This is a genomic window from Pseudoalteromonas sp. SWYJZ12, from assembly GCF_015864395.1.
Taxonomy (GTDB): domain Bacteria; phylum Pseudomonadota; class Gammaproteobacteria; order Enterobacterales; family Alteromonadaceae; genus Pseudoalteromonas; species Pseudoalteromonas arctica.
The window spans coordinates 249,885-269,196 of the sequence record NZ_JADYXH010000003.1 but is presented as its reverse complement, the minus strand read 5'-3'; the positions used below and the strand labels follow the sequence as shown (position 1 = coordinate 269,196).

Here is a 19,312-nt window from a genome sequence, read left to right as displayed (position 1 = left end):
GCTATGTTGGCTTTTTCATTTTTAGAACGTGGTATAAATATGAACTCCCTTAAAGAGCTTAAAAGTGGCAAACTTGTTGGTGCTACTCACCTGCAATTAGTAGAAGAGTTAACAATATTCCCTGAAGAGATTTTTAGCTTAGCTGACACGCTCGAAGTACTCGATTTATCAAATAATAACTTATCAACACTACCTGATGAATTTGCCTGTTTAACACGCCTTAAGCGAGTATTTTTATCGTTTAATCAGTTTAAGCATATTCCTACTGTGCTGGCTAAATGCCCTGCTTTAATTATGGTTGCGTTTAAAGGTAACCAAATTTCTGAATTTGCTTTAAACAGCCTGCCAAAAAATATTGAATGGCTCATCCTCACCGATAATAATATTACTGAGCTACCGCAAAGTTTTGGCCAATTTACACAGCTTAAAAAGCTCGCGCTTGCGGGCAATCAACTTAAGCAACTGCCAAGTAGCATGGCGCAGTGTAAAAACCTCGAGCTTGTTAGGCTCTCTGCTAATAACTTAACAGACGTAGACGACTGGCTGTTTGAACTGCCTAAACTTGCTTGGCTTGCGTTTGCCGGTAACGATTTTAATCAAGCACAGTGCCTTACAAAGTGCAGCTTAGAAAATAAGCCTCTTAACGATTACACACTTAGTCATGTTATTGGCCAAGGTGCATCGGGCGTTATTCATTTAGCGCAAGCTGCAGATAGCGCTGTAGCGATTAAATTATTTAAAGGTGCAATTACCAGCGACGGCTACCCGCTTGATGAAGTGAATTGCTGCTTACAAGCAGGCGATCACGCTAATTTAATTAAAGTACTTGCCTACATTGAACAAAGTGATCAGTTGGGTTTAGTGATGGAGCTAATAGATAAAAGCTTCGCTAATTTAGGCCTGCCTCCAAGCCTTGAAACCTGTACGCGTGATACATTTAACAATGATTGCCATTACTCAACTCAAGCTATTTTAAAAATTGCACAGCAAGTGGTAAGTACCTTACATCACTTACATGTTCGTAAAGTAAGTCATGGCGACATTTATGCGCATAACACTATGATTAACCAAAACCATGACGTTCTGTTTGGTGATTTTGGTGCTGCAACTAATTTAACGATGCTAAGTGAGTATCAACAAAAGCAACTAGAGTGGATAGAAGTAAGAGCTTTGGGCTGTTTAATTGAAGACTTATTAGGCACGGTAACCGGCGATGATAGGCAAAGCGAGCTATTTGGTGAAATGTCCGATATGGCAAAACGTGCTATGCAGCCTTCATTAAATCAGAGACCTACATTTACTGAGCTATTAGAAGAGCTAAATATATAATTGAGTAGAGTCATAAAAAAGAGCAACGTGTAACACGTTGCTCTTTTTTTAGTTTATGTTTATTCAATTAGGCTAGCTCATTTAGTGCGCTTAAATGGGTAGACCTGTTGTTTAAGCATACCTACCGGCATGTAATCCCCGACTACACCATACGCTTTTGGCCACTCTTTTTGACCTTTAACAGCAGTACCGAACGCGTAGTCTAAAAACGAAAAATGCGCAGCGTAATTGCGGTCAATTGCGGCTTTATCTGACGCGTGATGCCAATGGTGAAACTGCGGTGTAACCATAAAATATTTTAGCCAACCAAATTTCACACGTACATTTGCATGGTTAAACACAGCCTGTAAACCCACAATTATTACGTATAAACTAATTATTTGCTGTGAAAATCCAAGTACAAATATGGGTGTGAGCACTAAGCTGCGAGTTACGAGTATTTCAAGAATATGTTGGCGAGAGCCCGCTAACCAATCCATTTCTTTGGCACTGTGATGTACGCCATGAAAGCGCCATAATAAAGGGACTTCGTGATAAGCACGATGCACCCAATACTGCATTAAATCAGCCACGAGTATTATTAAAAACAACTGCACTACAAATGGTGTTTGCTCTATATAACCTTGTACTGTAGATGATACAGCCCAGCCAAAACCATAATGCACAAAGTGGTTAGTAACGAGTAACACAAAACCAATAATTAAATGGTTTACAAAAAAGTGGTTTAAATCGCCTCGCCATTCGCTACGTAATATTTTTTGCTCTTTTCGATGGGGTAGCAGCTTTTCAATAACAATAAATATGAGTGTTGAGCCGAGTAAATCTAAAATAAACCAATCTAGCCCTATGTAAGGTGTGTCGGTGGCAAACTCATTTACCTCAACGTTTGGTCCGCCAAACATAATTGCCAGAATAATAAAAAACCACGCTGTAGCTCCTAAACGCTTATTGGTATTGCGTACAAAGTTAAGTAATCCTAAACTGCCCGAGACCAATAATGATGCAAACATAAGCTGACGTAAAAAGTCGACACTGTAGCTTTTGCGTAGTTCTGGTGTGGTTAAGTATTCAGGAAAGTGAAACGCTAATACGCCTAGGCAACTCAGTATTGCTAAAAAGCAGGCTATGTAGCCACTTATGTTGCCCTCACCTATCTGAAGATGATTTGTGCGAAATACCTTTCGTGATAAAGCTCTGATCATTTTTATTATTCCTTGCTTCGTTGAGTTGATTAAATACAACGAAATTCCATTGATTTACACACCCACATATTAACAAAATTTAGGGTATAAAAAATACAAATAGTTCCCTCCATAGTCTGAGTTGCAAATATACAGATAAACCAAACGCAAAAAAGCCACGCAATGCGTGGCTTGGTTGGATAAAGCTAAAACTTTACATCATTAGGGCTGTATTATAAAAACGCACCTAATGCTTTAACTTGGTCTAACATGCGGTTTGAGAAACCCCATTCGTTGTCGTACCAAGCCATTACTTTAACTAGATTACCATCGGCTTTAGTTTGCGTTGCATCAAAGATAGATGACGCTGGGTTATGGTTAAAGTCGATAGAAACAAGCGGAAGTTCATTATATTGTAAAATATCTTTCATTGAACCCGTTGATGCTTCTTTCATGATTGCATTGATTTCTTCTGCAGTCGTATCGCGCTTAGTAATAAACGTAAAATCAACTAAAGATACGTTGATTGTTGGTACACGTACCGACATACCGTCTAATTTACCTGCAAGTTCTGGTAATACTAAACCAACAGCTGCCGCAGCACCTGTTTTAGTTGGGATCATAGATTGAGTTGCACTACGAGCACGGTATAGATCTGGGTGGTATACGTCAGATAGGTTTTGATCATTCGTATAAGAATGAATCGTTGTCATACTCCCCTTTTCAATACCTACAGTGTCGTTAATTGCTTTTGCAAGTGGTGCTAAACAGTTAGTAGTACACGATGCATTTGAGATGATTTGGCTATCAGCGTTAATTACATCGCTGTTTACACCATGAACCACTGTTGCATCCATATCTTTACCTGGAGCAGAAACGATTACTTTTTTAGCACCCGCTGTAATGTGCTTAGCAGCGTCATCACGTTTAGTGAAAAAGCCAGTACATTCTAAAACGATATCTACGTTTAGTGCTTTCCACGGTAAATTTGCAGGGTCGCGTTCTTGCGTTAACGTAATTACGTCATCGTCAATTAACATGGTGTTATTTTCAAGTGTTACTTTTTTAGAAAATTGACCATGAACTGAGTCATACTGCGTTAAATGTGCATTAACGTTAGCAGGTGCTAAATCGTTAATTGCTACAATTTTAATTTCGCTGTTTTGAGCTGACTCATAAAGTGCACGTAAAACATTTCTACCGATACGGCCGTAACCGTTAATTGCTACATTAATCATTTTAGACTCCTATTTAAGTTCACTTGCTTGGCGAGCAAGCGCTTCAATTGCTTGCCAGTCTTTATTTTCAATTAGTTGTTTATCTAGCATCCACGTACCACCCACACAAATAACGTTGTTAAGCGCTAAATAGTTCGGTGCAGTTGCTAGGCTAATGCCGCCAGTTGGGCAAAAAGTAATATGTGGTAATGGGCCACCGATTGATTTAAGCATTGCTGTTCCGCCTGCTGCTTCTGCAGGGAAGAATTTTAAATACTTAAAACCATGCGACGCAAGTTGCATAACTTCACTTGCAGTTGCAGCGCCTGGTAAAAATGGTATATCTGATGTTTTAGCCAAAGCAATAAGCTCATCGCTCACACCTGGACTCACCATAAAATCTGCACCTGCGGCAACCGAAAGATCAAAACTTGCTTTATCTACTACCGTACCAGTACCTACATAGGCTTCAGGTACTTCTGCTTTCATCAGCTTTACAGCTTCTGCAGCAATAGGTGTACGTAGTGTTATTTCTAAGGCTTTTAAGCCACCGTTATATAACGCTCTTGCAAGTGGTGCTGCATCTTCTAATTTTTCGATTACAACCACTGGCACTACGGGTGCCGATGCTAAGATTTTTTCAATACTCATTACTTGTTCCTCATTACCCAGTATGGCTAATATTTATTCAAGTCCAAAAGCACTCGCGCCTAAATCGGCACTGCTTACGATATTTCTAAATCCAGTAAATAATTCGCGACCTGTACCAAATGTTGCACTTGGCAGGCTAAGTTCTGCTTCACGTTTAGCAAGTTCTTCGTCGCTAACGTGTACTTTTAATATTCCGTTTGGCGCATCAAGTGTCACTAAATCACCTTCTCGGATTTTAGCAATAATGCCGCCTTCTACTGCCTCTGGTGCTAAGTGAATAGCAGCTGGTACTTTACCTGATGCACCCGACATACGACCGTCAGTAACAATGGCTACTTTAAAGCCTTCATCTTGAAGCGTTGCCATTACTGGCGTTAATTTATGTAGCTCTGGCATACCTTTCGCTTTAGGGCCTTGCTCTTTTAGCACGGCAATAAAGTCTTGGTTTAATTCGCCACGCGTGTATGCATCTTGCAGAGCACTTTGTGAGCTAAATACTTTTGCAGGAGCAGTAACAACCTGATGTTCAATAGCAACAGCTGACACTTTAATAACAGCTTTACCTAAGTTACCCGTTAGAAGTTGCAGACCACCTTGCTTACTAAAAGGGTTACTCACTGGGCGAAGTACTTCTTCATCGTGTGAGTTTGCTGGGCAATCTACCCATTTAACTTTAGTTGGGCCGGTTGAGTTGCTCATGATCAGGCTATCGTCTTTATCCAAACGAGGCTCTGTCATGTAAGGTGCTAAACCATCGCCTAGCATTGTTTTAACGTCTGTGTGTAAGTAACCAGCGCTTGCTAGCTCGCGCATTAAGAAACCCATACCACCAGCTGCTTGGAAGTGGTTTACATCTGCAGAGCCGTTAGGGTAAATACGTGTAAGCAGTGGTACAACTTCTGATAAATCAGACATATCTTTCCACGTAACCTGAATGCCCGCCGCTTTTGCTATCGCAACAATATGAATAGCATGGTTAGTAGAACCACCTGTAGAAAGCAGGCCTACTAAACCGTTTATAATCGTTTTTTCGCTGATCACATCGGCTAAACACGGGCTTTCTTTATCATCTGTAAGCTGCTTAAGCATAGTTTCTACAGCATTACCTGTAAGCCCATCGCGAAGCTCAGTGTAAGGATTAATAAACGAACTACCAGGAAGGTGTAAGCCCATTATTTCCATTAACATTTGGTTTGAGTTTGCAGTACCGTAGAACGTACAAGTACCTGCGCTGTGGTAAGACGCGCTTTCAGCCTCTAATAAGTCTTCGCGACTTACTAGACCTTGTGCAAATTTTTGACGAATACGTGCTTTTTCTTTATTAGGAATACCTGATTGCATTGGACCTGCTGGTAAAAAGAACACAGGTAAATGACCAAACGACAATGCACCAATTAATAAACCCGGGACGATTTTGTCGCAAACGCCTAAACAAAAAACGCCATCAAACACATCGTGTGAAAGCGATATTGCCGTAGACATAGCAATTACATCACGAGAAAAAAGCGAAAGTTCCATGCCGTCACGCCCTTGCGTAACACCATCACACATTGCAGGAACGCCACCAGCAACTTGTGCTGTAGCATCGTATTTGGTAGCAATGTCTTTAATTAAATCTGGGTAGTCTTTGTATGGCACATGAGCCGATAGCATATCGTTATATGAGTTGATAATAGCAAGATTTGGCTGCTCATCAGCCTTTAAGCGCGCTTTGTCATCACTGCTACATGCAGCCATAACATGGGCTATATTTCCGCAACCTAAACCGGCACGAACTCTTGTTTGTTTTTTTGCGTGCGAAATACGTTCTAAATAATCTTGACGGGTATTTTTACTGCGTTCGATAACGCGCTGGGTAACTTCTTGAATACGAGGATGTAACATAATTTAACTCATCTCTATTAGTTAGAGGATAAAGGCTCAGTAGCAACTACAGACTCCACGTAAATAACTGTACTGAGCATCTTTGATTTACCCGTTCAAAGGTACGCTACCAGGGAGCCTCTCACAACAGCCCTGACACCGGTGTCACTGTATTAACGCATAGCAATGACACCGGTGTCAACCCCGGGTAACAAAAATAGTTTAATATTTTAACATGACCGAATAATGACCTAATTGATTTTTAGGCACAAAGTATATTTTAGCAAGTTCAGAGCAAAAAAAAGCCCGAATAAGCGTCACTCATATTCGGGCTACTGTGAAAGTGTTTTTAACTCACTATTTTATCGCAGAGGTAGACTCGCGTGTAATCAAGCGTGACTCAAGCGTTACCTGATACGGCTGTTCTTGCGGTTGAGCGATGTGTGAAATAAGTTGAGTTACGGCTTGTTTAGTCATTTCTTCAACAGGCTGTGCAATAGTCGTTAAACCAGGCCAAATATGACGTGCAATGGGTGCATTATCAAAGCCGGCTATTGAAATGTCATCAGGCACTTTTAATTGGCGCTGGGTAGCTAATTTTAATACCGCTGCCGCCATGTAATCGTTTGATGCAAATACAGCTGTTGGCCTAGGAGACAAATCTAAAATACTGCGTGCACTATCTACACCTGAGTGATAACTAAAGTTACCCTCCTCTACCAAGCGCTCATCAAACTCTATTCCATGGCTTGCAAGTGAACGCCTGTAGCCTTTAAAGCGTTGTTGAGTGGCACTGTGATCCGGGTGCCCTTTAATAAACGCTATAGATTTATGCCCAAGGCTAATTAGATGCTCAGTAATTTCAAATGCGCCTTGTTCATCATTACTACGAACTGAAATAGAATCATCTTGAAGTAAAGCCGATGCAACCCTTGCATAAGGAATTTTTTTAGATTTTAAAAAAGAAACAAGCTCAGCAAAATCACCAAAAGGAGGCGTTAACACAATGCCATCTAATCGAGAAGTCTGTAGTAATTGATCAATATTATTAATAAGGGCTTCACCACGAAACTCACAAGGGTGTATCAATAAATTATAGTTGTTTTCTTTGCACGCTTCTAAAGCGCCCGTTTGCACCCGAGTGATATAGCTTTTACTGGGATTATCGTAAAGACAACCAATAATAAAGCTACGATTTTGTGCAAGGCCTCGTGCAATTGGATTTGGGGTATAATCGAGTTCTTTAAATACCGCAAGCACTTTTTCTCGAGTGGCAGCACTTACATTAGGCTCGTTATTTAAAACGCGTGATACGGTTTTTTTAGAAACCCCAGCATGACTTGCTACACTATTTATGGTTACTTTTTTCATCTATCCATTATCCAAATACAACCAACAAGGCTAAAACCTTATTTATTATTGTGTAAACATGCAGCGGCACCAATGAGCGGTATGTTGTCTTGTGTTACAAGTATTACAGGAATTTGCCCTGCGTATTGCGACATAATACCCTTTTGCGAAAATCGTTCAACAAAACGGCTCTCTAGAAGTCTTTCTTGCATACGAGGCAGTATTCCACCGCCAATAAATAGTCCGCCTAAAGCGCCGTAAACAACGGCTAAATCGCCAGCTACACTGCCGATCCAATCACAAAATTGATTAAGAGTTGCATCGCACACAGCACATTCACCGCTATTTGCTAGGCTACTTATTTGCGCAGCATCTAAATTTTTAGCTGTTACACCCTTAACCGCAGACATCGCTTTGTATAAATGCGTTATGCCAGGGCCTGAAAATACAGTTTCGATAGAAACATGGGGATGATCTTTACGTAACTCATTTAATAGTAAAGTATCGAGTTCATTAACAGGTGCAAGCGATATATGCCCCCCTTCTGAACTTAAAACAGCGGTAGATTGCGACGTTCTAACTAAGCACGCGGCACCAAAACCAGTACCGGGACCTATAACACCAATGTTTGCATTATCATCAGCTTGACCTGATTTAACAATGACATTTTGTTTAGGATCTAAGTAAGGAGCCGCATATGCAAAAGCAGCAAAATCGTTAATGACTTCTAGTTGCTGTAAATCAAAATGAGTTTTAAATTCACTAACACTAAAATGCCAACCTAAATTGGTTAAATGTACCTGCCCAGCTTTTATTGGACCTGCAACGGCTAAACATGCGCGTTTGGGTGTAATATGCGAGACTGTTTGTAAATATTGCTCAAGCGCACTTTCAAGTGAACCAAAATTAGCACTAGGAAAAATATTAATGTGCTCTATTACAAATTGGTTAGTGTGCTCATTAAAAGCAGTTATTAAAGCAAAGCGGGCATTGGTGCCGCCAACATCAGCAACTAAGATGGGATCAAATTGGGCAGAAGAGTTTAGGCTCATAGTATTATCTCTTTTGTTAAGCGACTCGTGCTTATTATTTTACAATGGTATACCATTGTTATTTATACTTTGAGCTATCACCTCAAAGTAGCTATCACAGTAAAAAATGCTGCCTATAAAATATATAAACAGCGAATACGTTTTGACAACAAAATGATAAAACATTTATATTATGACACCGGTGTCAGCCGTTTATCAATAAAAATATACGTTAATTCACAAAAAGCTTGAAATTATTCATTAATAACCGAAAATGGCACAATTATTTATCAAATTAATTAAGTTGTAACAATGAAAGGTAAAGCCACCTCATTTGATATTGCCCACTATGCAGGGGTATCTCAATCAACTGTATCTCGCGCTTTACGTAACAGCCATCTTGTTAATGAAGAAACACGTAAACGTGTTTTCGATATAGCTAAAAAGCTTAATTATAAAGTTGATAAAAATGCCAGCAACTTGCGTACACAACAAAGCAGCACACTTGCATTACTTCTTTTCGAAGACCCTACTTCTGATGAGTCACAAATTAATCCTTTCTTTTTAGCCATGCTTGGCAGCATTACCCGTGCTTGCGCTAAAGAAGGTTACGATTTATTAGTATCATTTCAATCAGCCAGTGCTGATTGGCAAGCAGACTATGAAGATAGCCACAGAGCCGATGGTATTATTTTACTCGGTTATGGCGATTACATTGATTACCAACCAAAATTTAATACCTTACTTGAACAAAACACTAAGTTTGTTTGTTGGGGTGCAACGGTTGATAATCGCCCAGATTTAACTGTTTGTTGTGATAACTACGGTGGCGGTAAGCTTGCCGCTGAGCACTTTATTGCTCACAGCAGAACTGACTGCGCTTTTATTGGTGATGCATCTGATCATAGCCCTGAATTCTTTAGTCGTTTTCAGGGCTTTAAAGATGAGCTACTGGCTAACAACGTAAAAATAAACGAACGTAAAATGGCTAATGCTATATCTACTGAAGAATCTGGATATCACGCCACTCGTTCGCTTATCGCTAATAATATTAAATTTAACGCCTTATTTGCTGCAAGTGACTTAATTGCTATTGGGGCTATACGTGCACTTAAAGAAGCAAATATTAACGTGCCAAAAGATGTTGCGGTAGTCGGCTTTGATAACATAGCCATTGCTAGTTATGTAAACCCACCGCTGACGACGATAGAGCAAAACACCACTGTTGCTGGGCAAATGCTCGTAGAGAACTTATTAAAACTGATACGTGGTGAAGAAGTGCAAAGTACCTTACTCCCACCTGTATTAATTTCTCGAAAAAGTAGCAGTTAAAAATTAAATATCCTAATAAGACTTCAACATAACAAAAAGGCTTCTAAATTTATTTAGAAGCCTTTTTTAATAACTACAGCATGTTTTATATTAGTCTTTAAGCGATTCGGCAACCACCGGATAATAGTCCCAAACTTGTTTATCACTGAGTGAGCGTACAAGCTTAATGTATTCTGCATGTGTCCAAGCTAGAGGTGTTGCTGAGTTTGTGCCCTCGCCTAACGCATAACCTGCTTTATTTACACCCACGCCATCCCATACTTGCTCAGGTAGCATCATTCCGCTATTAGCAAATTGCTCTAGCCCTTTTACGTAACTATTTTTAATGTCCGCTTGTTTTGCATCATCTAGCGTATTATTTGCGTTTGCGGCCGCTATTTCATAGTGTCCGCGTTCGCCTGTAAAAAATGGCCATACACGACCACGTTGGCCTGGCGTATTGCTCCCGCTTTCGGCGTAATTAGTACCTGTGGTTTCATCTTCACCGTAACCGTCGTTGCCATAACGGCGATAGCCTGCAAATGTGCCGCTACCATCGGTAAAGTTAAAGCTGTATTTAACTTGTAAGTTATCTTCAAGCGTTTCGTCGTCATACTCAGGCAGGGTTTTAACTATACTTGAATCGTTGGCACTTCTTACTCCATAGCGGACTAATTCTAAAAAACCACCGTCTAAAATCTGCTTTTTGTTAAAACCTTCACGGCCATTGTTGGCGTTAATTTTAGTATTAGAGTTAGCGTCGGTGTCTTGACCGATACGAATAAAATACTCGCCATCGGTGCTATCACCTTTTAAATTACCTTCGGTGGTAAACATTTGCGATTCTATATTACTGTTGTACTTTTTAGCCGTTGCTAAATAACGATCTGCATTTTGAGTATCACCACTGAGTGTTGCTATGTCACTGGCTGTTATAAGGCCAGCAACAACGGCAGCCGTTGTAGAGGGAGAATAACCACTTTGCTCTTCCCAGCGCTCTTGCTGTGTTGCAGGTGGAGTGATTTGCATGTCGTTCCATAAAATTTTAGCTCTTCCGCCATCAACTAAAAAGTCAGCTGCCGGTTTTAGCATGCGTGCGTACCAATCTTTAAGTTCGTTATCACTTAGTACGTTTGCTTGATGTAACTTCCACGCAAGCATAATTGGCATAGCCGTTTGATCTAGCTGTACCCCTACCCATTCAAGTTCACCATCAACATGTGTTTTTTGTAAAAACCATCCTGTATCACCATTGTTACCCGGGGTTTTGCTAGTAACTTGTACTTTTTCAAGGTATTCGAAGGCCGTTTTTGCAGTCGCTGTATCGCCTAAGGCCATAAATGCCATAGCTACTTGATAAAAATCACGAACCCATACTGCTTTGTAACCAGTCGAACCCTCTTTGGCTGAAACAGTTTCACCCCAAGGATTAGAAAGTGAGGCAATGAGCGCACCCGCATTAGTTTTGTCTTCTTGCGCTTTTAGTACCATTGCACTGGTGTAAAGCAATTTACCGTCATCGGCTGTTTGCTTAACCATTGTATTTAATGGTTCAAGGCTTTGTAAATAATCTTCCCAGCCTAGCGCTTCACCTTTACCGTTGTAGGCATCAAGCACATTTTGATAACCTTTAGATAAGCTCTGTGCACCTTGTTGCTGGCTTTGCTGCTGCGTTTTACCAAAGCTTAGTGCTAAATCAAATGTGGTATTACTATCGATATTACCAAGCTCTGCCAGCAGAGTGACATTACCGGCCTTATCGCCGGTGTTTGAATATTTTTTGCTTAGTGTGTGTTGTTTTTTAAGTGAGGTGATGCCATCGCTCACACCTGTAAAGCCTACACTTTGCATTTTGAATGGCGTAGATGATTGCAACGTTAAAAAATTATCATTTTCCCATGCTACTAAGCCTTGCTCAGTGGTTTTTGCAAAATCACCTAAGCCGTTGTTGTTTATATAAGGGTTAACAGCAACATACGCTTTCACGCCTTTAAGTGATGTATTAAAAATACTGCGTACAAACAATGTTTGTCCGTCAGGGTCGGTGAATATGTGTTTTTCGAGGGTAAAACGCCCTTTCTTATCTGTACTTGTTACTTTGTAAGCAAGCGATAGTGGTCTGCCTTTATCGTCTTTATGTAAGTAATCAATTGTAACGTCTAAGTCGTCAGCTTCAGTGACTGTAAAATCTTTACCGGTTACTACAAACTGCATATCTTTAATTTGAGCTTGGTGAATGAGTCCAAACATAGTTTCGGTGATCATACCTTTGGCAATTGAAAACCATACTTTTGATACTTCACCTGTCGCAGCGTTGTTATTATATTGGCCGTTTTGGTATTGCTCAAAAGAAGTACCAATTCCGGTTTTACCCGCGTAAGCCCAATATGGTTCAGCACCTGGTGCGCCAGGAGCTGCTGAAACTGTAGCGTCAATATTTTCGTTATTCGTATTTTGTGCACCACAGGCTGTTAAGCCCAAAGTTAAAAGAGCGGTAGTAATAAGGTTATATTTTTTCATTGTGTGACCCTTAGTTTGAATTTTTAACGCGCATTACAGCAATCGCAGCAACAACGAATGATGCAGCACCAATTAATAATGCGTAAATAGGCTGGTTAGAAAATACGTGGCGTAAAATAAGCCCTAAAATACTAGCGGCAAGCAATTGCGGTATAACAATAAAGAAGTTAAAAATACCCATATACACGCCCATTTTATTACTCGGTAATGCATTACTTAACATTGCATAAGGAAGCGATAAAATAGAAGCCCATGCAAAGCCAACGCCTATCATTGGAATAAGGAGCATTTTTGGATCTGTTATAAACATAAAGCTCGCAAGGCCCAATGCGCCTAGTAATAAGTTAAAGCAATGTGCGCCTTTTAAGCCCATTTTTTTAACTAAAAATGGAATACACATAGCGGCAATAGCCGCAAAGCCATTGTAAGCTGCAAATAAAATACCGACCCAATCAGCCCCATCGTTAAAGGCTTTACTTGTTGCATCACTGCTGCCGTAATGAAAGCTTGTTACTGCGGCTGTGGTGTATATCCACATAGCAAACAACGTAAACCAGCTAAAAAACTGCACCCAAGCAAGCTGCTTCATTGCCTCTGGCATGGTAAATACATCTTGTACTACTTGGTAAAAACCGCCTTGTATTTTGTTAGCAGCCTTTAATGCGCTTGCTATCCACTGCACAATACCAAACGCTAGTAAGCCACCAGCAAGTAGGTATAACTCTTTTTCAAGCGATAAACCCATTACTAATGCAAGGGTTGCTAAACCTAGCACCACAAAAATAATGGCACCTTTATTGAAGTTGATATCTACTAATGCGGTGTTAGTCGGTTTGGCAGTGTGGTTTTCAAAAGCAGCTAATTGCTCAGGGCTATATTCTTTGGTTCGCATAACTGTCCAGAGAACTGCAACAAGTAACACCACCCCACCCCAATAAAATGAATATTTAACAGATTCAGGGATTTGCCCTGGCGCAGCGGTATTACTTACGTCAAACCAATTGGTCATCATCCATGGTAGCGCTGAGGCTAATACCGCACCAATACCAATAAAAAAGCTTTGCAAGCCATAGCCCGTAGCACGTTGTTTTTCTGGCAGGTTATCGCCTACAAGTGCTCTAAAAGGCTCCATAGTGACGTTGATTGATGCATCCATAATCCACAACATACCTGCAGCAATCCAAAGGGTTGGTGAATGCGGCATGATAAAGAGTGAGATAGTAGTAAGTACCGCCCCTATGAAAAAGAATGGACGACGACGACCAAAACGCCCCCATGTTTTATCACTCCAATAACCAATTATTGGTTGCACTATTAAGCCCGTTAGCGGTGCTGCAACCCATAAAATAGGAATATCATCAACTTGTGCGCCTAGGGTTTGAAAAATACGGCTCACATTGCCGTTTTGTAGTGCAAAACCAAATTGAATGCCTAAAAAGCCAAAGCACATATTCCATATTTGCCAAAAACTTAGATTTGGTTTGTTGCTGTCATAATTATTATTTTGATTATTCATGATTAGCCTTATTAGTTAAAACTGCGCTACTAAATGCATCTAGCGAAAGCATAAGCTTTGTAACTTCTTTGTCAGTGATGATCTTTACCGTGTTTTGTTCAAGTAAGTCGTGTAGCGGTTTATTTCGCTCAAAGATATTTGCTTGCTCTGGTGTTAAATTAATTAATACCGTTTGTGGCTCCTCACTAAAATTACTAAAAACATAAACAGATTGCCGTCCCAGCGAGCGTACAAAACCAACAACGCGTTCGCTATTGCTAAGTGAAAGCTCTGACATGGTTCCACCTACAACAGCGGGTAAACGATTAAGAGCCATTATTGATTTATAATAATCACGAAGTGATGCTTGCTCGCTCGATAAGTTAGCGCCGTCGAATTTTCCGTTGTTCATCCATGCTTGATGCGCTGGTACACCAATATAGTCAAAAATGCTGGTGCGAGTAGATGTGCCAAAACCTGCGTTTGCAGATCCGTCCTCCCCCACATCTTGGGCAAAATATAATAAAGTAGGTGCGCGACTCATTAAGCTAGAAACGACCATTGCTGGTTTCCCCCAGCGTGCATCACCTGCAAAATCAGGGCTAGCAATGCGTTGTTCGTCGTGATTTTCTAAAAAGTGCAGCATGTGCGCTTCAATATCAGCCACTTGGCTTTGGGCTGCAAAAATAGTATTAGCAGCTTGCTTACCCTGCATAATGGCTTTTAATGTGTCGTAAAAGCCGACTTTGTCATACAAGTAATCCATTTTTCCTTGCTGAATATACGCTCTGTACATTTGTGGGTTGTAAACTTCAGCCAATAAAAACGCATCGGGCTTTTGCATTTTTATTGATGAATTTAAAAAGCTCCAAAATTCAACCGGCACCATTTCGGCCATATCGTACCTAAAACCATCTACGCCTTTATCAAGCCAGTAAAGAGTGATATCTCTAAATTTATACCAGCTATTAGGCAGTTCCTTATTTTGCCAAAACGCATAATGAGCGCGATAATCTTGGTTTTCTAGCTCTTTAGGTAATACAGGAAAGTCATAGCTGCCATCAGGCTTAACGCCATAATTGACTCTTACGGTTTCGTACCAATCGTTAATATCTGGCTTGGGTGCACGCGCACCATTCCCCGTCCATTTCGCTGGCGTTTCATCAAAAAAACCGTCAGCTAAAGGGTGAGTATTACCCCCTAAAACTGTATAGCTTTGTGATGTTGGAACCTGAAAAGACTGACCCGGGACATAGTAAAAATTATTGTTTTTATCATATGCTTTGGTTGTATCGTCTTGTTCACCAAAGTCATTTATTCCCTTGGGTTTTGCTACTGATTTATAATTACGAGCCACATGGTTAGGTACAATATCTATAACCACTTTCATGCCATGCTCATGAGTACGCTCAATCAGATCACTAAACTCACCCATTCTATTGGTCACATTTATAGCTAAATCTGGGTTTACGTCGTAGTAATCTTTTATTGCATAAGGTGAACCTGCACGGCCTTTAACTACATCAGGGTCGTCTTGCGTAATCCCATACTCGGTATAATCGCCCACTAGCGCATGATGTAAAACACCGGTATACCAAACATGGGTCGTACCCAATTCTTTAATACCTTTAAGTGCAGCATCGTTAAAGTCGGCAAATTTACCTACGCCATTTTGCTCTTTTGTACCCCAGGGCACATTCGCGGTCTGTGTGTTACCAAATAAGCGTGTAAATACTTGGTATACAACAGGCTTTGTTAACTCATTTTGTGCCTGTTTAGGGGCTTGCTGTTGTTCGGTTTCATTATTGTCTGAGCACGCACTTGTTATAAGTGCGCTACACAGTAATGCGGGTACATAAACTGATTTTTTCATTGTGTGTCTTTTTGTCAGTAGTGTTATAGCTTTATACTAAAGATATCTGCAGCAAGCATACAGTTGCTGCATACGTATTCACTTAAACATTCACGGCGTATTAATCACTAATACCGTAGCAGTCATTGGCTCTAAGTTAATACTGTTAGTTAGTTTAAAAGTGTGTTGTGTGAATAATCCCTGCGCATTGGCATTTTTTGGTATGGCTTCTTGCATGTAATCAAGATTATGCTTTTGTTTTACTTTGTTTTTATTCATAAAAACTAATACTGTTTGCGTATCACTAACGCGAGCATAACTATAAACACCATTATTCGGACTGAAATGAACGAGCTTACCCTTTGCAAGCGCCGGGCTTTGCTTTCTAAAGTTAAGTAGCGTGCTTATAGTTTCGTGCATATCGCGCTGATCTTTACTTAACCCGACTCCAGTAAACGCATTAGCGTTTTGATTTTTGAACCCACCAGGAAAATCAATGCGTATATCACCATGATCTTTACTCGGCGTATTATCCAATAATATTTCGGTTCCATAATATATTTGAGCAATGCCGCGCGTTGTTAAAAACAAAGTCATCGCCATTTTAGTTTTAGCTAAGTCTTGCCCAAGCTCCGTATATACACGGCTCATATCGTGGTTATCAGCAAACACCATAATGTTATTGGTGTCTGGGTATAAAAAATCGTTAGCTAATGACTGATATACTTTAACCCAGCCTGTGCTCCAACTTTCATCTTCATTTAAAGCTCGAATTACCGCCTCTTGCAACGAAAAGTCCATCACACTGGGTAAGCTTGACACATACCCATCTTGATTTACTTTACCGCGCTGCCAATACGACGCTATTGCAGGGTTTGAAGTCCACTCTTCGCCAACAATATTAAAGTGTGGGTATTCATCCATAATGGCCTTGGTCCAATCACTTAAAAATACTTTGTCTGAATAAGAATAGGTATCTACACGAATACCGCTTAAATCTGCGTATTCAATCCACCAAATTGCATTTTGAATTAAATACTCATTCAATAATGGTTGGCGCTGGTTTAAATCGGGCATGCTAGCGACAAACCAACCATCGCTAAACTGGCGTTTATCGTAGTTACTTGCGTGTGGATCTTGAATTGTTTGGCGCGCATGGCTTGTGGCATGTTTGCCATTTTCAAACTGCCCATTAAAGTTAATCCAATCTTGAGTTGGTTTATCCTTCATCCACGGGTGCTCAGCACCAAAGTGATTAAGCACCATATCCATAACAAGCCCAATGCCCTGCTCTTTAGCCTTTATTGATAACGTTTTGTATAAATTGTTTGATCCCATTCGCGGATCAACGTTGTAAAAGTCTGTAATCGCGTAACCATGATAAGAGTAATCTGGCATGTTGTTTTCAAGCACTGGAGTAAGCCAAAGCTGTGTTACACCTAAATTATTTAAATACGGTAATGCGTTAATAACACCTTGAATATCCCCTCCATGTCGCCCGCCTTTAAAGCCTAGATTTGCAGCTTCTAGCATGCTTTTAACGGTGTCATTTGTGGAGTCGCCATTTACAAAGCGATCTGGGTTAATTAAATATAAAGCATCTGCACTTGTGAAACCTTGGCGTTGCGCGCTATTTTTATCTCGAGTAAATAAAAGAAACTCAAAGCTATGCGCTGTATTAGTGCTGTTAAACTTGAGCGTTCCTGCTTTGGCGTTATCGCTAATATTTAAATGTAGGAAAGCATAATTAGGGTTGTCGGTACGTGTTACGTTATTAAGTTCAACCCCTTTATACTTATCTAATTTAAATTCTTCGTTAGCTATATTTTGCTCATGCACGAGTACTGTAATGTTATTTTTATTCATTCCGACCCACCAATTGGCAGGCTCTACATTAAGTGCATAACTAAAGCTTGGTAAGCTACAAGCGCTTACTAGTAAAAGTGTGTTTAAAAATCGCATTGTTATACCTTTTTAATGCTGGCTAAAAAATTCTGGTGAGTTGGTAATTGCGTTACAGTTGAGCTGATCAACGTTTTTAAAGTAGAGAATAAATCGCTCAGTTGATCATCACTTAGTGAATCAACAATACTGTTATAGTCATCAGGGATAAGCCCTTGCCCTATCATGACTTGCTGCCAAGCAACTTCGGCGAATAGTTCATCATCTTCACGTATTACTTTGCCTGTGTGTTTAAATAAATTCAGTTTATGGGTAAGGGAATTTGGTATATCCATTTGCATGCATTGACGCCAAAACGGGGAGTCTTCTCGCTCGGTGAGTTTATAATGCAAAATAATAAAATCACGTATGTGCTCTAATTCAATAACGCTTTGTTTATTAAACTCCGTTACTAACGCATCGCTAATACCGTTGTGTGGAAATAGCTTAATTAAACGCGTAACCGCAGTTTGAATTAAATGAATACTGGTTGACTCTAGCGGCTCTAAAAAACCACTTGAGAGGCCAACCGACACCACATTTTTATGCCATTGCTTTAAACGCCGACCTGTTTTGAATTTTATAATACGGGGCTCTGTAATTGGCTCAGCGGGTAAGCTTTTTAGCAGTAACTGCTTAGCATCATCATCTGACAAGTATCTACTGCAATAAACAAGGCCATTACCAATACGATTTTGCAGTGGTATTTGCCATTGCCAACCAGCACTATGTGCAATAGATCGCGTATAGGGCTTAAGCTCATGAGTACTTTTTGTTTGTACGGCTACTGCACTATCGCATGGTAAGTAATGAGACCAATCAATAAACCCTGTATTTAATGTTTGTTCAATTAATAGTGCACGCAGCCCGGTGCAATCTATAAATAAATCCCCACTAATTTGACTGTCGTTATCCAGTACTAGGCTTTTAACATTGCCTGTATCGCATTGTTCAACATGGTTTATTTTTGCATCTATGTGTTTAACACCGCGCGATATAGCCAACTTTTTTAAGTATTCAGCGTAAAGCGTTGCATCAAAATGATATGCGTAACTCAGCCCAGATAGTTGGGTATTAGGAATTGTATTGAGGAGTGCAAATTTATGCTGTTTAGCCGCTTGGTAATTGAGTGAAAAATCCCATAAGTCGTCTTCGCAACCCGTAATTTGACCTTTTAACCAAAAGTTATAAAAATCGCAAAAGGGAAAGTTTTTACCTAACGAGCCAAACGCATGCATGTAGCTATGCGATTGGGTTTTCCAATTTTCGAACTCTATACCTAATTTTATTGAAGCATTAGTGGCATTAATAAAATCTTGCTCGTTTATACCCAGCGCGTTATTAAGTTGAATAATGGGCGGTATCGTTGCTTCACCCACTCCTACCGTACCAATAGCTGATGATTCTATTAGTGTGATATTAATTACTTTACCTAACACTTTATTAAGCAGTGCTGCTGTTATCCACCCTGCGGTACCACCGCCTGCAATTACGACATGTTTTATTGGTTTCATATTATTGCCCACGCTTTAATACAGCGCTCAATAAACTTAATTAAGCGAATTGGTATT

Annotated in this window: 13 protein-coding genes; 2 read left to right on the top strand and 11 right to left on the bottom strand. The window is 40.1% G+C overall.

The annotated features are described in order from the left end of the window. Positions 1 to 3 precede the first annotated feature (3 nt). Positions 4 to 1,329 carry a leucine-rich repeat domain-containing protein gene (locus I6F42_RS05600; RefSeq protein ID WP_197151356.1) on the top strand — a complete coding sequence of 442 codons (1,326 nt, stop codon included), beginning with the start codon at positions 4 to 6 and terminating at the stop codon, positions 1,327 to 1,329. A 77-nt stretch (positions 1,330 to 1,406) separates the two neighbouring features. On the opposite strand, the gene I6F42_RS05595 is transcribed toward I6F42_RS05600, so the two are convergent. The 6 genes from I6F42_RS05595 to glk all read right to left on the bottom strand — a co-directional run bounded on the left by I6F42_RS05595 (position 1,407) and on the right by glk (position 8,643). Next, positions 1,407 to 2,531, bottom strand: coding sequence for a sterol desaturase family protein (locus tag I6F42_RS05595; protein ID WP_197151354.1), 1,125 nt, complete (start codon positions 2,529 to 2,531; stop codon positions 1,407 to 1,409). A gap of 212 nt (positions 2,532 to 2,743) precedes the next feature. Next, positions 2,744 to 3,748 (bottom strand): type I glyceraldehyde-3-phosphate dehydrogenase, encoded by a 1,005-nt coding sequence (gap, locus tag I6F42_RS05590; protein WP_007582622.1) that lies wholly within the window; start codon positions 3,746 to 3,748, stop codon positions 2,744 to 2,746. A gap of 9 nt (positions 3,749 to 3,757) precedes the next feature. Continuing rightward, positions 3,758 to 4,378 carry a bifunctional 4-hydroxy-2-oxoglutarate aldolase/2-dehydro-3-deoxy-phosphogluconate aldolase gene (gene eda, locus I6F42_RS05585; protein ID WP_002959756.1) on the bottom strand — a complete coding sequence of 207 codons (621 nt, stop codon included), beginning with the start codon at positions 4,376 to 4,378 and terminating at the stop codon, positions 3,758 to 3,760. A gap of 33 nt (positions 4,379 to 4,411) precedes the next feature. Beyond that, positions 4,412 to 6,262: a phosphogluconate dehydratase gene (edd, locus tag I6F42_RS05580; RefSeq protein WP_007582619.1), complete on the bottom strand. Its 1,851-nt coding sequence runs from the start codon at positions 6,260 to 6,262 to the stop codon at positions 4,412 to 4,414. A gap of 336 nt (positions 6,263 to 6,598) precedes the next feature. Beyond that, positions 6,599 to 7,612, bottom strand: coding sequence for a LacI family DNA-binding transcriptional regulator (locus I6F42_RS05575; protein ID WP_197151349.1), 1,014 nt, complete (start codon positions 7,610 to 7,612; stop codon positions 6,599 to 6,601). Positions 7,613 to 7,650: 38 nt separating this feature from the next. Continuing rightward, positions 7,651 to 8,643: a glucokinase gene (glk, locus tag I6F42_RS05570; RefSeq protein ID WP_197151348.1), complete on the bottom strand. Its 993-nt coding sequence runs from the start codon at positions 8,641 to 8,643 to the stop codon at positions 7,651 to 7,653. Between the two features lie 291 nt (positions 8,644 to 8,934). Between glk and I6F42_RS05565 the strand changes: the two genes are divergently transcribed. Next, entirely contained in the window at positions 8,935 to 9,954 is a 1,020-nt protein-coding gene (locus I6F42_RS05565) for a LacI family DNA-binding transcriptional regulator (RefSeq protein ID WP_165735095.1), read from the top strand. 90 nt (positions 9,955 to 10,044) lie between these two features. Here the strand turns inward: I6F42_RS05565 and I6F42_RS05560 are convergent, their stop codons facing one another. From I6F42_RS05560 to I6F42_RS05540, 5 genes are all read right to left on the bottom strand, one after another. Next, positions 10,045 to 12,453 carry a glucan 1,4-alpha-glucosidase gene (locus I6F42_RS05560; RefSeq protein ID WP_197151347.1) on the bottom strand — a complete coding sequence of 803 codons (2,409 nt, stop codon included), beginning with the start codon at positions 12,451 to 12,453 and terminating at the stop codon, positions 10,045 to 10,047. 10 nt (positions 12,454 to 12,463) lie between these two features. After that, positions 12,464 to 13,969, bottom strand: a complete 1,506-nt coding sequence (locus I6F42_RS05555; RefSeq protein ID WP_010555040.1) for an MFS transporter — start codon at positions 13,967 to 13,969, stop codon at positions 12,464 to 12,466. Beyond that, positions 13,962 to 15,821, bottom strand: coding sequence for an alpha-amylase family glycosyl hydrolase (locus tag I6F42_RS05550; RefSeq protein WP_197151346.1), 1,860 nt, complete (start codon positions 15,819 to 15,821; stop codon positions 13,962 to 13,964). The genes I6F42_RS05555 and I6F42_RS05550 overlap by 8 nt, the downstream gene beginning before the upstream one ends. A 90-nt stretch (positions 15,822 to 15,911) precedes the next feature. After that, positions 15,912 to 17,762, bottom strand: a complete 1,851-nt coding sequence (locus I6F42_RS05545; protein WP_197151345.1) for a glycoside hydrolase family 13 protein — start codon at positions 17,760 to 17,762, stop codon at positions 15,912 to 15,914. 2 nt (positions 17,763 to 17,764) lie between these two features. After that, the gene (locus tag I6F42_RS05540; RefSeq protein ID WP_197151342.1) at positions 17,765 to 19,255 is read right to left on the bottom strand and encodes a tryptophan halogenase family protein; all 1,491 of its coding nucleotides are present in this window, start codon (positions 19,253 to 19,255) and stop codon (positions 17,765 to 17,767) included. Between the last annotated feature and the right edge of the window lie 57 nt (positions 19,256 to 19,312).